The sequence below is a fragment of the Bradyrhizobium sp. AZCC 2230 genome (assembly GCF_036924495.1).
Lineage (GTDB): Bacteria > Pseudomonadota > Alphaproteobacteria > Rhizobiales > Xanthobacteraceae > Bradyrhizobium > Bradyrhizobium rifense.
Genome location: NZ_JAZHRS010000001.1, coordinates 4,967,308 through 4,979,907 on the forward strand (window position 1 = coordinate 4,967,308; position 12,600 = coordinate 4,979,907).

Genomic DNA, 12,600 nt, shown 5'->3' on the forward strand with positions numbered 1-12,600 from the left:
GGCGGCGATGTGCTCGAAATAGCGCATGAGCATCGCGGCGCTGCGCGACGAAAATGAACAACTCAAAGCGCTTTTGGCGCAAACGCAGGCGGCGTTGAGCGAGCATCAGGGGGCGCTGGCGGCGTCGGAGGAAGCGCGGCGTCGGCTGGAGGTCATCCTCGGCGAATTGCGACGCGAGAAGTTCGGCGCGAAGTCCGAGAAGCTGCGGCCAGATCAGTATCACTTACCGCTGGAAGACGTAGAGATCGCGCAAGGCATCCTGGACGCCGCGCAGGAGAGAGCCGAGGCTGTGATCAAGGGCCGATCGCGGAGCGTGCCGGATCAAGGTTCTCATCGCAATCGCGGCTGCTTGCCTGCCCATTTGCCGCGGGTGGAACGGATCATCGAGCCTGCGAGCACGCTCTGTCCGTGCGGTTGCGGCGCCATGACGAAGATCGGCGAGGACGTCAGCAAACGCCTCGACGTGATCCCGGCGCAATGGCGGGTGTTGGTCACGCGCCGCCCGAAATACATCTGTCGCCGCTGCTCGGGCCCTGTCGTGCAGGCGCACGCACCGGAGCACGTCGTGCCCAGCGGGCTGCCGACCGAAGCGGCCATTGCGCACGTGATCGTCTCCAAGTTTGGCGACCATACGCCGTTTTACCGTCAGGCCGAGATCTATGCGCGCCAGGGGATCCGGCTTGATCGGGCAACACTGGGCAACTGGTCCGGCCGCGCCTGCTTCCATCTTCAGCCCATCGCGGACCACATGCGCCGCCGCCTGGCCATGGCGGATCGTCTGTTCATGGACGAAACCACGGCGCCGGTGCTCGATCCCGGGCGAGGCCAAACGAAGAAGGGCTACTTCTGGGCGATCGTCTCCGACGACCGCGGCCACAGCGGCCCAAGTCCGCCGATCGTGCTGTTCCGATATGCCCCCGGTCGCAGCGGTGCCTTCGCGGAGCAGTTCCTGGACGGCTTTGGCGGACGCTTCCTGCAATGCGATGCCTATGACGGTTATGACCGGCTGACCGAAGTCGCTCGACCGCAAGGGCCATGGACGCTCGTGCATTGCTGGAGCCATTTGCGCCGGCGCTTCGTTAAATTGGCCCGTAACAGCAAATCGCCGATCGCCGAGGCCGCCGTTCGGCACATCGCGCAGCTTTACGCCATTGAAGCCATGGTACGCGGTGCATCGCCGGACACGCGGCTGGCCGCCCGCAAGGAGCATTCGTCGCCCCTCATCGCTGCTTTAAAGCCGTGGTTTGAGAAACAGCTTTCTATGATCTCCAGCGGTTCGACGCTCGCCGAGGACATCCGCTACGCGCTCAATCACTGGCAAGGGCTGACCCGCTTCCTCGAAGACGGGCGCCTCGAGCTCGACACGAACCCTGTCGAGAACGCCATCCGGCCAGTCTGCCTGACCAGAAAAAATGCGCTCTTCGCGGGCCATGAAATTGGGGCTGAAAATTGGGCCTTGCTGGCGTCGATCGTTGCCACCTGCAAGCTCAACGACGTCAACCCGGCTGCCTACATCGCCGAAACACTCGAGGCGATCATCGACGGCCATCCCCATAGCAGAATCGAAGACCTCATGCCGTGGCGATTCCGCAAAACGTCAAGCCTGCCTCAATAGGGTCCCGGCTGAGCGCTTACAAGCGTCGAGAGCTTCCCTCAGATTCTTGGGCGCATCAAATGCATTCAAGGACGGTCGTTATATGACAGAGGCAGCTGCACGAAGACGAGAGATATCCGCAGCTAGTCCGAGGCGCTGCCTCGTCCTTACATCCGTGCCGAAAGTAGCGGCGCGCCCCAAACGGGGGACTGCATCGGGCCGGATAGCAGGACTGACCTAAAGCATCCGAGTTGATACTTATTCAAATCCCAAAAAATAAAAGGGCCGCAAAATGCAGCCCTTTTTACCCACAGAATGCCCAGAAAACTAGTCGCCTTCGCCAGTGTCAGGATATCTCATCACACGCGCTCCAAAAGTTGCCTTTTAAAGGTGGGCGGTAACCCAAGATCTGTCAAGCGTTAACTGCTCTACCGCGGATGTGTTCCATCACGTTCCGGACCCGGACCGTGCTTCCTGAGAAGCCAAAGGGCATGATCAAGCATATCCCTTTCGCGTTCATTAAGATGGCTAGTCGTGGCGTAATAAGATCGGGTCGAGTTGACGTCTGATGAGTGCTCGATGCTGTCGCGATCCGGGCCGGTTTGCGGTCCACTCAGCAGATGCTCAATCCGCTCAGCTGCTAAAACCGCCTTTTCCGTTTCCCCAAGGAAGGCATTGGCCCGGCAAATCGTATCGATCCAATTCAATCGGTCGCGCGATGCTGTTGCCAAATCCACGTGAGCTTCCAAGGTTTCCAGGCATACGCGTACGTAAGCGCTTAGCCGGAACCCTTGCTTCGGGATCGGGATAGCTGTGCGAAGAAGCCTCCGGCTTGGACGGAGGTTTGGGATGGGATTGGACAGCAAAAAGGACGTCCATTTGGACGGCTCATCGGCGGGGGCGGTGAGCCGGCTGGAGGTTCTTGAAGGGCCATCGGGGCGCCGCGTGCGTTCGGAAGCTGAGAGAGCCCGGATCGTCGCCGAGAGTCTGCTACCCGGCGCCCAGGTGTCCGAGGTGGCGCGCAAGCACGGAGCGACGCGCTGGCAGATTTACGATTGGCGACGACGCTTTCGACAGCGAGGCATGTTGGCGCCGTGCGAGGTATCGCAGTCGACATTCGCACCGCTGGTCGTGGAAAGCGCGTTGAAGGAGCGTCACGTTCCGGCGATCAAGCTTGAGATCTCGATCGGTGATGTCGTGCTGCGGACGGACACAGCCATAGATGGCGAGCAGCTGTCCCGGGTGATCCGCGCAGTGCGAGCGTCACGATGATCGCGGCCGGTGCCGATCTGAAGATTTACATCGCGACGCGGCCGATCGACTTCCGCTGTGGCCACGATGGGCTTGCGGCGAAGGTGCAGGAGATGCTTCGTCTCGACCCGTTCAGCGGCGCAGCCTTCGTGTTCCGATCGAAACGAGCGGACCGGATCAAGATTTTGGTCTGGGATCGAACGGGCCTGGTGTTAGTGCACAAGCGTCTCGAAGGTTGCAGGTTCGTTTGGCCAACGATTGCAGACGGCGTGATGCGCATATCGCCGGCGATGTTCGCAGCCCTGTTCGAGGGGCTGGATTGGAGGTTGGTCCGCCCGGAAGAAGCGCGACGTCCCCAGGCGGCTGGATAGCTGCGGCAGAATGACTCGGCAGCTATTTTGAATGTGGCACGTGCGGCGGCGATGTGCTCGAAATAGCGCATGAGCATCGCGGCGCTGCGCGACGAAAATGAACAACTCAAAGCGCTTTTGGCGCAAACGCAGGCGGCGTTGAGCGAGCATCAGGGGGCGCTGGCGGCGTCGGAGGAAGCGCGGCGTCGGCTGGAGGTCATCCTCGGCGAATTGCGACGCGAGAAGTTCGGCGCGAAGTCCGAGAAGCTGCGGCCAGATCAGTATCACTTACCGCTGGAAGACGTAGAGATCGCGCAAGGCATCCTGGACGCCGCGCAGGAGAGAGCCGAGGCTGTGATCAAGGGCCGATCGCGGAGCGTGCCGGATCAAGGTTCTCATCGCAATCGCGGCTGCTTGCCTGCCCATTTGCCGCGGGTGGAACGGATCATCGAGCCTGCGAGCACGCTCTGTCCGTGCGGTTGCGGCGCCATGACGAAGATCGGCGAGGACGTCAGCAAACGCCTCGACGTGATCCCGGCGCAATGGCGGGTGTTGGTCACGCGCCGCCCGAAATACATCTGTCGCCGCTGCTCGGGCCCTGTCGTGCAGGCGCACGCACCGGAGCACGTCGTGCCCAGCGGGCTGCCGACCGAAGCGGCCATTGCGCACGTGATCGTCTCCAAGTTTGGCGACCATACGCCGTTTTACCGTCAGGCCGAGATCTATGCGCGCCAGGGGATCCGGCTTGATCGGGCAACACTGGGCAACTGGTCCGGCCGCGCCTGCTTCCATCTTCAGCCCATCGCGGACCACATGCGCCGCCGCCTGGCCATGGCGGATCGTCTGTTCATGGACGAAACCACGGCGCCGGTGCTCGATCCCGGGCGAGGCCAAACGAAGAAGGGCTACTTCTGGGCGATCGTCTCCGACGACCGCGGCCACAGCGGCCCAAGTCCGCCGATCGTGCTGTTCCGATATGCCCCCGGTCGCAGCGGTGCCTTCGCGGAGCAGTTCCTGGACGGCTTTGGCGGACGCTTCCTGCAATGCGATGCCTATGACGGTTATGACCGGCTGACCGAAGTCGCTCGACCGCAAGGGCCATGGACGCTCGTGCATTGCTGGAGCCATTTGCGCCGGCGCTTCGTTAAATTGGCCCGTAACAGCAAATCGCCGATCGCCGAGGCCGCCGTTCGGCACATCGCGCAGCTTTACGCCATTGAAGCCATGGTACGCGGTGCATCGCCGGACACGCGGCTGGCCGCCCGCAAGGAGCATTCGTCGCCCCTCATCGCTGCTTTAAAGCCGTGGTTTGAGAAACAGCTTTCTATGATCTCCAGCGGTTCGACGCTCGCCGAGGACATCCGCTACGCGCTCAATCACTGGCAAGGGCTGACCCGCTTCCTCGAAGACGGGCGCCTCGAGCTCGACACGAACCCTGTCGAGAACGCCATCCGGCCAGTCTGCCTGACCAGAAAAAATGCGCTCTTCGCGGGCCATGAAATTGGGGCTGAAAATTGGGCCTTGCTGGCGTCGATCGTTGCCACCTGCAAGCTCAACGACGTCAACCCGGCTGCCTACATCGCCGAAACACTCGAGGCGATCATCGACGGCCATCCCCATAGCAGAATCGAAGACCTCATGCCGTGGCGATTCCGCAAAACGTCAAGCCTGCCTCAATAGGGTCCCGGCTGAGCGCTTACACGCGTACGTCCTCAATTGGAATTTCAGAGGGTATCTCGTCGGAGCCAAGAAGCGCCATGTATTCGACCGCATAGTACAACGCGTTGTTTGCGTTTCGGGCTTGGGCTAGCTTGCTTTGGGGCTGCAGCTCTTGCGAGAGCTTGGTAGCCCTCTTGGTGTGCGTATAGGCTTCGACTAGAAGCCGCAGACGTTCGGCTTTTTTATCGTGTTCGTCGGCCAGCAAAAGGCTCTTTCGCCATGTGACATACCCTCTATTGCGAGGGATCAAGACGTGAAGCCAATGACCGGAGGGTAGATATCTGTCAGTTGATAGCAGAGATTCAGCTTTGGCATATTTGGTCAATGACGAATCGAACTCTCCTAGCCGCGTAAGCGCCTGCGCGTATCTGTAGTAAACTACCACGCTGTTTGGCGACTTTTCCTGAGCGTCGCTGTAGATCTTAATAGCTTCGTCGATAGACGCTTTCTTTCCAGCAGAGAGGAGGCAAAAAGCTCTTTCCATTTTGGAGAAGAACTCAGCAGCCTCCCCTTGCCTAGCAGAACCGAACGATGCATTCGGCAACAGTGCAGAGGAGGCGGAGAAGAGGTCCGCAGCTTCCAAGAAAGCTTCCACAGTAGAGGGTGCGCTTTGACCAGCCGTGCGGGCCAACTCCATCGCCTGTTCGCGCTTGTCATATGCACTCCTAAGTGCTGAAAGAAGCTCCTCTCCGGCGTCGCCAATTTGTCCAAGTGCTTCTTCGACATTATCGACCGGGACAAACGGGTCAATTTCAGGCCTTGGTCGCGCGTCAATAGCTTGATTCTTGATGATGCCTGCATATTGCGCGCATCCGTCGGTAAAAGACTTCAGAACGTTGAGATGCGGCTGCCAGCTCTCCAGAATGGCTTCCGACGATGCTGACTTGTTCCGATTTGACGAGTACCGCAGCTTGTGATCGATCTCACCCCATGCGTCTTCGAACACTGTCCGAATTTGTATCTCAATCGGCACTTTCGCAACCTCGCCATCGTGGCGAACGCTGGAAAATGCAATCAGGTGCACGGAGGAGTAACCCGTCTCAACCTGCATCACTTCAGTATCGACCAGAGGGTAACCGAAAGACTCGAACACCGTTCGAAGGCGGCTTGTTATGGCTTCGGGGTCCCCGACGGATGCATTCGTATAGATTATCTTTTCTTTGAGCTCGTCCTTCACAAATGGAGACAGGCCAGAGTCATCGCCCTCATGTCTAATCATGCGCAAGAAGACCCTTGCTGCTTCGATGACGTCTTGTCGCGCATGCAGGCCGCGGAGTACATCGGCGTCAGCGCCTCAACATTCGACAAGATGGTCACCGAAGGTGAAATGCCCGCGCCGAAGCGAATTAGAGGTCGCGTTATCTGGGATCTCAAAGGAGTCGATCGTGCCTTTGAAGCGCTCAGCAATGCCGACGGAAATCCTTGGGATTAAACCGATGCGCATCCGCCTCAAATTCCTTTGCGAAGATCGCGATCGTCACGGGAATGTCCGCTGTTACGTTCGAATGCCGGGGAAACCTAAAGTGCGCATTCGGACACTGCCGGGCACGCCGGAATTTATGGAAGAGTATCATGCCGCAGTTTCTGCCGCGGCTCCCGACACAGTTCGACAAGCTAATGAAGCCAAGAAAGGGTCATTTCGTCATCTCTGCATTCGCTACTATGCGAGCGCGGCGTACAGGGCGCTGGATAGCAGCACGCAGAGCTGGCAACGGCGCGCGCTCGACGAGATTGCACAGGATCACGCGGCCAAGCCGGTCGCGATGATGCAAGCTCGCCACGTTCGGAGAATGCGCGATGCGAAATCTGCGACGCCGGCTGCAGCAAATCAACTTTTGAAGGCGCTTCGCGCGTTGTTTTCCTGGGCCAACGAAGCCGAGGAAACGACAGTTAATCCCACGATCGGTGTGAAAAAGCTGAAATATCGATCTGACGGACATCACACCTGGACCAACGAAGAGATTCAACAATTTTACAAGCGGCATCCGATCGGTTCACAAGCGCGGCTCGCTCTGGACTTGCTGCGCTACACGACAGGCCGGCGCGAGGACGCACCACGCCTTGGTCGTCAGCACATTCGCGACAACAGGATTCGCTTCCGACAAGCAAAGAACGAACACCGCAATCCGATTGACATCGATATTCCGCTGCATCCAGAACTGGCGGCGAGCATCGCTGCCGCGAACGTCGGCACCCAATTGACGTTCTTGCTCACCCAATTTGGAAAGCCGTTCACGGCTAACGGCTTCGGAAACAAGTTCAAAGATTGGTGTCGCCAGGCGGATCTTCCGCACTGTTCAGCCCATGGCGTCCGCAAAGCAACGTCGACGGCCCTCGCTGAATCCGGTGCCACGCCGCACGAGATCATGGCGATAACGGGACACCAAACCTTGGAAGAGGTTGAACGCTACACGAAGGCGGCCAGCCGCAGGAAGATTGCTGATGCTGCCATGTCGAAGTTGAGATGAAGAGGTGTAACAGCAGACCACATGTGAACACATAGCGCACACACAGTGTCCCACCGGAAATCAGAATGGGACAAACATCGAAAATTTGGCAGGGATTACAATGATAAAATTAGCAGATGGCGCTCCCTAGGGGAATCGAACCCCTGTTTCAGCCTTGAGAGGGCTAGGTTGCAACAGTGAGTTCGTTGCCGCGAGCTCCTAGAGCCCAATCTTTCCGGGCCAAGGATTAGATCGCAGCTCCCCAGCTTCGCCTCGCCACGTTGCTGATCGAAGGATTCAAGCAACGATGCGCTTCAAGGATTAGATTGCAGAACGCGAGGATCTTGGGCCGCTACCGATTTGCTACGGTACTCGCCCGCCCGATGCCATCCTCGGGATCGATGTTGTTATCTAATTGATGTAAAACGATTTTTTTGGTAGCGGGAGAGGGACTCGAACCCCCGACCCCAGGATTATGATTCCCGTGCTCTAACCAGCTGAGCTACCCCGCCACAGGGTCGCGAGGGCCGAAACAGGCCGATCTCGCGAACGCGCGGCATATAAAGAAGGGGGCGACGGGAAGTCAATCCGCCTTCGCTAAAAGCTTCGGCGCGACAAGGCCGCCTGGAGCTGATTTCGCGCCGGAATCGGCGATTTTTGGGCGCAGGATTCGTGATTTTCCCACACCAGACTCGCGGAGAGTCCCCCTCACCCGAAATCCGCGCCTACCGCGGATTTCGGCCTCTCACCGCAGGCGGGGAGAGGCGAAGATTCTCTCTTATTTCGGCCGGACCGTGGGGTCGCCGCCAGGGCTGCCGGGGGGCGGGATGACGGGCATGGCGCCATCCGTGCTGGGCGCTGGGGCGTGCATGTCGGGGTCGACGCCGGAGGGCGGGCAGAGCACGCCGTCGGATTTTGCCAGCTTGTCGCCGAGCGGTTCCCGGGACTGGCCGGTGGTGGTGCCGTCGGGCGCGGTGGCTCGGTTCGGGCGGTCCTGCGGCGCGCAGTCGGCGGCGCGTTGGGTGGATGGCGGCGCGGTCGCTTGCGGCGGCGTTGCCGGGGCGGGCGGGGCCTGCGCGATCGCGGCGCCTGAGGCGGCGATCACAAGGCTGGCCAGGATGATGTTTGCTGTGGTGTGCATGGGAAGGAAACGCGCGGGCATGGCCCGGCGTTCCCACCGCCGAACATTACGATTTGTGGTAGCGGATCAGCGAGAAATGGCCCATCGGCGGCATCGGGCGGCGCTCGGCGAGCGTGACGCCGCCGTGCTTGGCGGCCCAATTGACCAAGCGGGCCCACGGGAATTCCGGGCGCCAGCCGAGGCGGCGGGCGAGTGGCGCAAACGCGAGCTCGGAGAGTTTGCGAAAACCCTTTTCGGCGCCGATGTGGTTGACCAGAATCAGCTCGCCGCCGGGCTTGAGCACGCGCACGAACTCGTCGAGCGTGCCTTCGGGATCGGGCACGGCGGTGATGACATATTGCGCGACCACCGCATCGAAGGCGGCGTCGGGGAACGCGAGGTTCTTCGCGTCCATCACCGAGAGCACTTCGACGTTGGAGAGACGCAAACTCCGCACGCGCGCCTGCGCCTTGCGCAGCATCGGCTCGGAAATATCGACGCCGCAGATTTTTGTGGTGCGCGAATAATCCGACAGCGAGAGCCCGGTGCCGACGCCGACGTCGAGGATGCGGCCGCCGATGCGGTCGGCCTCCGCGATGGTCGACTGCCGGCCGGCATCGAACACCTTGCCGAACACGAGATCGTAGACCGGCGCCCAGCGGCCATAGGCCTTCTCGACCCCGGCCCGCGAGATGTCTGCTGCCATGCCCCCTGCCCTGCCTGATACTCTACTGATAGATGACGGTCATTGGTGATGTCGGTCCTCGCCGCGAACTCGGTCTGTGCCTCTCCCGCTTGCGGGAGAGGTCGACACGCTCGCAAGAGCGTGGCGGGTGAGGGTTCTTTCCGCTCGCGATATATCGCTGATGGAGAGAGCCCCCTCCCCAACCCTCCCCCGCAAGCGGGAGAGGGAGTGCACTGCCTTCGCGGTAGCAGTTGGGCCCAATCTCGACAAGATCAGCCGCGCACGGCTTCGGCGAGCGGACGCGCTGTGTGGCCAGCGACCTTCGCCGCGGCGCTCTGGATGAAGCCGCCGCCGAGCACGCGCGCCTGACCGCTGGGCGCGTCGTAGAACACGCAGGCTTGTCCCGGCGAAACGCCCTCTTCGCCGGCAACGAGCTCGACCTCGTAGTGACCATCGGCGCCGCGCAGCCAGGCCGGCTGCGGCGCGCGCGTGGAGCGCACGCGGACGAACAGCTCGAGACCATTGCCGATCACGCGGTCGATGTCGCCGCCGCCGATCCAGTTGACGTCGCGCAAGGTGATGCGGTGCATCCTCAGCGCATCGCGCGGGCCGACCACGACGCGGCGGTTGGCGGCCTCCAGCCGCACCACGAACAGCGGGGCGGCGGCCGCGATGCCGAGGCCGCGGCGCTGGCCGATGGTGAAATTGGCGATGCCGTGATGCTGGCCGAGCACGCGGCCGTCGAGATCGACGATGTCGCCGGGGTCCATCGCGTTCGGACGCAGACGGGTGATGATGTCGGTGTAGCGGCCCGTCGGCACGAAGCAGATGTCCTGGCTGTCGTGCTTGTCGGCAACGGAGAGACCGAAGCGGCGCGCCAGCTCGCGCGTCTCGGGCTTGGTCATGTCGCCGAGGGGAAAGCGCAGATAATCGAGCTGCTCCTGCGTGGTCGCGAACAGGAAATAGCTCTGGTCGCGGTCGGCATCGGCGGCGCAGACCAGCGCGCGCGAACCGTCATCGCGGCGGCGCGAGGCGACGTAATGGCCGGTGGCAAGCGCAGTGGCGCCGAGCTCGCGCGCGGTCTTCAGCAGGTCGCGAAACTTGACGCTGCGGTTGCATTCGATGCACGGCACCGGCGTTTCACCGAGCGCGTAGCTGTCGGCAAAATTGTCGATGACGGACTCGCGAAAGCGGTCCTCGTAGTCGAGCACGTAATGGGGAATGCCGAGCTTTGCGGCGACGTCGCGGGCGTCGTGGATGTCCTGGCCGGCGCAGCAGGCGCCCTTGCGGTGGGTCGCGGCGCCATGGTCGTAGAGCTGCAACGTGATGCCGACGACGTCATAGCCTTCAGCCTTCAACAGCGCAGCCGTCGTCGAGGAATCGACGCCGCCCGACATGGCAACGACGACCCTGGTGTCCTCAGGACGGCCTTCGAGATCCAGACTGTTGAGCATGGGCTTTGCGTTTGACGGCGGCGTTCGGCGATCCGCGATAATGCCTCTGACCGGGACGTAGACGGTCCCCGGGAACCTGGGTTCCCCCGGAGACTGGCTTGCCCGGTCGAAAGCGGCTGAGAGCACCCTTTAATATAGGCGGCATTCCGGTGAAGCAATCGCGCGGGCCGCACGCTTAGGGCAATTCTTGCCGGGGCGGCAGAAATGACGGGGCCGCGAGGGGGATGGTGGCGGCGCAGCCAATTCATCAAGATATTGATTTTGCTATATAAAACATCGAATTAAGGGATTGGCCCGCTCCTTGCTGACCTTCTTGTCCGAAGATGTTTTCAAGGGGTCGCCTGTGGTTGGTGTCACGTCAGACGTAGCGGCAAGCGCGCAGGTCTCCAGCGCGCAGCAAAAGCCTGCCCGGTCGCAGAGCACCAAGGACTCGACCCCGAGCGACTCCTTCGGGTCGCTGGTCGACAGCAACACCCAGGCCATCAGCAACAGCGCCCCGTCCGCGAGCCAGGACAACACGCCGCGGCGGAGCGATTCGTCGTCGTCTTCGTCATCGTCCTCCTCGTCCGACCGGAGCACGCGCGACTCGTCCTCGACCGATCAGTCCTCGCAGAGCAACGCGAGCGACAGCACGGATTCCTCGACGCAAGCCACAAGCGACACGACGACCGATCCGACCAAGGCGCCGGCCAAGACCAAGGACAAGAGCGACGCCTCCACGACCAAGGCGGGCGACAAGTCGCCAGATTCCAAAGACGCCAAGGGCGACAAGACCGACGGCACCACCGATGGCCTCGCCGCTGCGGTGGACGCCGCTGCCGCAGCACAGGCCGCCGCGACGCCGGCGGCGACGCCCGATCCGACCGCTGTCCCCGTCGCCGCGCCCGTGGTGCCGGTCGATCCGAACGCCGCGGCCAGCCAGGCCGCCAACACCGCCTCCTCGCCGCTGACGATCGCAGCCGCCGGCATCGCCGCCAGCGCCTCGACCGCAGCGCAGATCGCCGGCGCCAAGGTCGATGCAACCGGCAAGACCGCCAAGACCGACGGCAAAACCACCGACGCCAAGGCCGCGCTGACCGATGCGGCAACCGCGACCACCGACGCGACTGCAACGGCCAACGCCACGCAGCTCACCGCGGTCGACCAGGGCACGCCAAAGACGTCGTTCAAGGCCACCGCGACTGCGCAGGGCCAGATCGACGTTTCCAATATCGGCCAGGACACGGCCAAGACCGCACAGACTGCTGCCACCGCACAAAATCCCGCGACCGCGACGACGGCGAACGCCACCGCGCATCCGCAAGCCGCCAAGCCGCAGGCTGATGCGACTGCTGCCGACGCCAAGGCCGATGCTGCCAATCGCACCGCCGATGCCACACCGGCCGCGCCGACCACGCACGCGCATGCCGACACGCAAGCCGTTGCCGCTGCGACGACCGACGCCAGCACGCAAGCGGCCAACGCCGTGCAGGCGCCGCTGACGACGACCACATCGACGGCCACCGCTTCCACCGCGACGCTGACCGCGACCGCGGCGACTTCGAACGCCGTGCCGATCAGCGGCATTCCGGTCGAGATCGCGGCCGCCGCGCGCTCCGGCAAGACCCGCTTCGACATCAGCCTCGATCCGGTTGACCTTGGCCGCATCGACGTCCGCATCAATGTCGACCGCAATGGCCAGGTCACCTCGCATCTCACCGTCGAGAAGCCGGAGACGCTGCAGATGCTGCGGCAGGACGCGCCGCAATTGCAGCGCGCGCTCGACGATGCCGGCCTCAAGACCGGCAGCAACGGCCTCTCTTTCAGCCTGCGCGACCAGAATTCATCGGGTCAGAACTCCGGCCAGAACAACGACAATTCCGGAAATTCCCGCCGGGTGATCATCAGTGAAGACGATTCTGCCGCGGCCGCGCCCGTGAGCCGCAGCTATGGCCGCGTGCTCGGATCGAGCAGCGGCGTCGATATCAGAGTGTGAGGAGT

At 62.1% G+C, this 12,600-nt stretch carries 12 protein-coding genes and 2 tRNA genes; 7 read left to right on the top strand and 7 right to left on the bottom strand.

Annotation, left to right across the window (positions count from 1 at the left end; genetic code table 11):
* Positions 1-25: 25 nt before the first annotated feature.
* A complete protein-coding gene (tnpC, locus tag V1280_RS23825; protein ID WP_334518647.1) occupies positions 26-1,615 on the top strand; it encodes an IS66 family transposase in 1,590 nt (529 codons plus the stop codon).
* A 407-nt stretch (positions 1,616-2,022) separates the two neighbouring features.
* Here the strand turns inward: tnpC (V1280_RS23825) and V1280_RS23830 are convergent, their stop codons facing one another.
* Positions 2,023-2,331 (bottom strand): hypothetical protein, encoded by a 309-nt coding sequence (locus V1280_RS23830; RefSeq protein WP_334529635.1) that lies wholly within the window; start codon positions 2,329-2,331, stop codon positions 2,023-2,025.
* 112 nt (positions 2,332-2,443) lie between these two features.
* On the opposite strand from V1280_RS23830, the gene tnpA reads away from it, so the two are divergent.
* The 3 genes from tnpA to tnpC (V1280_RS23845) all read left to right on the top strand — a co-directional run bounded on the left by tnpA (position 2,444) and on the right by tnpC (V1280_RS23845) (position 4,875).
* Positions 2,444-2,866 carry an IS66-like element accessory protein TnpA gene (tnpA, locus tag V1280_RS23835; RefSeq protein WP_334518652.1) on the top strand — a complete coding sequence of 141 codons (423 nt, stop codon included), beginning with the start codon at positions 2,444-2,446 and terminating at the stop codon, positions 2,864-2,866.
* Positions 2,863-3,216, top strand: a complete 354-nt coding sequence (gene tnpB, locus V1280_RS23840) for an IS66 family insertion sequence element accessory protein TnpB (RefSeq protein ID WP_027545641.1) — start codon at positions 2,863-2,865, stop codon at positions 3,214-3,216. Before tnpA ends, tnpB begins: the two co-directional genes overlap by 4 nt.
* Before the next feature lie 69 nt (positions 3,217-3,285).
* Positions 3,286-4,875 carry an IS66 family transposase gene (tnpC, locus tag V1280_RS23845; RefSeq protein WP_334518647.1) on the top strand — a complete coding sequence of 530 codons (1,590 nt, stop codon included), beginning with the start codon at positions 3,286-3,288 and terminating at the stop codon, positions 4,873-4,875.
* Between the two features lie 16 nt (positions 4,876-4,891).
* Here tnpC (V1280_RS23845) and V1280_RS23850 read toward each other — a convergent pair whose 3' ends face one another.
* Complete coding sequence (locus tag V1280_RS23850) at positions 4,892-6,133, bottom strand: tetratricopeptide repeat protein (RefSeq protein ID WP_334538398.1); 1,242 nt, start codon at positions 6,131-6,133, stop codon at positions 4,892-4,894.
* 33 nt (positions 6,134-6,166) lie between these two features.
* Here V1280_RS23850 and V1280_RS23855 point away from each other — a divergent pair, with 33 nt between their 5' ends.
* Together V1280_RS23855 and V1280_RS23860 are read left to right on the top strand one after the other, a co-directional pair.
* Positions 6,167-6,346, top strand: a complete 180-nt coding sequence (locus V1280_RS23855) for a helix-turn-helix transcriptional regulator (RefSeq protein WP_334529638.1) — start codon at positions 6,167-6,169, stop codon at positions 6,344-6,346.
* A gap of 4 nt (positions 6,347-6,350) precedes the next feature.
* Positions 6,351-7,382 carry a tyrosine-type recombinase/integrase gene (locus V1280_RS23860; protein ID WP_334529641.1) on the top strand — a complete coding sequence of 344 codons (1,032 nt, stop codon included), beginning with the start codon at positions 6,351-6,353 and terminating at the stop codon, positions 7,380-7,382.
* Between the two features lie 117 nt (positions 7,383-7,499).
* Here V1280_RS23860 and V1280_RS23865 read toward each other — a convergent pair.
* The 5 genes from V1280_RS23865 to mnmA form a co-directional block, all read right to left on the bottom strand.
* Positions 7,500-7,587 (bottom strand) — tRNA-Glu (locus tag V1280_RS23865).
* Between the two features lie 209 nt (positions 7,588-7,796).
* Positions 7,797-7,873, bottom strand: a tRNA-Met gene (locus V1280_RS23870).
* A gap of 266 nt (positions 7,874-8,139) precedes the next feature.
* On the bottom strand, positions 8,140-8,502 hold the full coding sequence (locus tag V1280_RS23875) for a hypothetical protein (RefSeq protein ID WP_334538399.1): 363 nt from the start codon (positions 8,500-8,502) through the stop codon (positions 8,140-8,142).
* Between the two features lie 46 nt (positions 8,503-8,548).
* Entirely contained in the window at positions 8,549-9,187 is a 639-nt protein-coding gene (locus tag V1280_RS23880; RefSeq protein WP_334529644.1) for a class I SAM-dependent methyltransferase, read from the bottom strand.
* 251 nt (positions 9,188-9,438) lie between these two features.
* Positions 9,439-10,620 carry a tRNA 2-thiouridine(34) synthase MnmA gene (mnmA, locus tag V1280_RS23885; protein ID WP_334529647.1) on the bottom strand — a complete coding sequence of 394 codons (1,182 nt, stop codon included), beginning with the start codon at positions 10,618-10,620 and terminating at the stop codon, positions 9,439-9,441.
* 343 nt (positions 10,621-10,963) lie between these two features.
* Between mnmA and V1280_RS23890 the strand changes: the two genes are divergently transcribed.
* The gene (locus tag V1280_RS23890) at positions 10,964-12,595 is read left to right on the top strand and encodes a flagellar hook-length control protein FliK (protein WP_334529650.1); all 1,632 of its coding nucleotides are present in this window, start codon (positions 10,964-10,966) and stop codon (positions 12,593-12,595) included.
* Positions 12,596-12,600 lie beyond the last annotated feature (5 nt).